The sequence below is a fragment of the Ligilactobacillus araffinosus DSM 20653 genome, assembly GCF_001435375.1.
Classification (GTDB): Bacteria; Bacillota; Bacilli; order Lactobacillales; family Lactobacillaceae; genus Ligilactobacillus; species Ligilactobacillus araffinosus.
Window position 1 is genome coordinate 1 of record NZ_AYYZ01000001.1, and the last position, 1,433, is coordinate 1,433.

The following is a 1,433-nucleotide window of genomic DNA, read 5'->3' on the forward strand; positions in this document are numbered from 1 at the left end:
TGATATGCACCCCAAATTTTGGACAAAATAAATCTAAAATTTTGGGGTGTTTTTATGCGCTTTTCTAAAGAGGACAAATTAAATATGTATCGTATGTATCAAAAAGGATATGGATACTCCTCTATAAAGGAAATTTATCCAATTGAAAAAGGATATTTTCATTATTTGGTTCGAATATTAAAACGCTATGGAATTTCTTGGTTAGATAGGCCCAGACATAAGTGGTCCAAAGAAGAAAAACTGAATGCAATCAATCGAGTATTGATTGATCATGAAACAAAAATAAACGTTGCGTTAGATTTAGGATTGTCTTCAGATGGAATGTTATCTAATTGGATTCGAGATTATCAAAAAAACGGTTATAATGTGATTGATAAACCAATAGGAAGACCGAGGAAAAGGACAATCACAAGACGTAACCAAAAGGAAATCAAACCAGAAAATAAAAAAATTAAGGAACTTGAAAAAGAATTATTATATCTGAGAGCGGAAAATGCTTATTTAAAAGCATTAAGGGAATTGGCAATCAACGATCAAAAAAAGCAAAAGTGATTGAACAACTACGTTGTCAATTCCCATTGTCAGCCTTATTAAAAGTGGCCAAAATGAGTCGTTCAACTTTCTATTATCAACGTTCTCATGAAAAGGATCACCAAAACAAAAAAGTCATGTTTCAAATTAGGAAGATATTCAATAAACATCACGGGAATTACGGATATCGACGAATAACGTGTGTTTTACGTCACAATGGTATGGTAATTAACCATAAGAAGGTTAAGCGTTTAATGAAAGTAATGGGCTTATTCGGTAAAGTAATCCGTAAGCGTAATCGTTATAGTTCCTATAAAGGAACGGTTGGTAAAATCGCAGATAATAAGGTTAAACGTCAATTCTGTGCGAACCAACCTAAGACTAAATGCTACACTGATGTAACTGAATTTAAGTTAAACTCTGGGGAGAAGGTTTATTTATCGCCAGTATTAGATGGATATAATGAAGAAATCATTGCTTATGATGTCTCAACTTCACCTACTCTTCATCAGACATTTAATATGTTAAATAAGCTTTGTTGTCATGGATCATTAAAGGGAATGATTCTGCATAGCGATCAAGGATGGCAATATCAGCATTCAGCTTATCAAAGATTTTTAAAAGACCATGGGATTATTCAAAGTATGTCCCGTAAGGGAAATAGCTTAGACAATGGGTTGATGGAGAATTTCTTTAGCGTTATGAAGCGAGAGATGTTTTATGGACATGAGAGCTTATATAGAAGTACTAGCGATTTAATCCAAACAATTCATCAATATATTCATTACTACAATAACGACAGAATTAAGGTAAAATTAAAAGGACTAAGCCCTGTTCAATACAGAACTCAGTCCCTTATTGCCTAATTAATAAAGTGTCCAATTTTTGGGGTTCACTTCATA

Annotated in this window: 2 protein-coding genes; both read left to right on the forward strand. The window is 32.9% G+C overall.

Features of this window, described 5'->3' with window-relative positions; translation table 11 throughout:
* The first annotated feature begins 54 nt into the window (after positions 1-54).
* Positions 55-552, forward strand: a complete 498-nt coding sequence (locus tag FC64_RS07355; RefSeq protein ID WP_202987218.1) for a transposase — start codon at positions 55-57, stop codon at positions 550-552.
* Entirely contained in the window at positions 549-1,397 is an 849-nt protein-coding gene (locus tag FC64_RS07260) for an IS3 family transposase (RefSeq protein ID WP_235804816.1), read from the forward strand. Before FC64_RS07355 ends, FC64_RS07260 begins: the two co-directional genes overlap by 4 nt.
* Positions 1,398-1,433 lie beyond the last annotated feature (36 nt).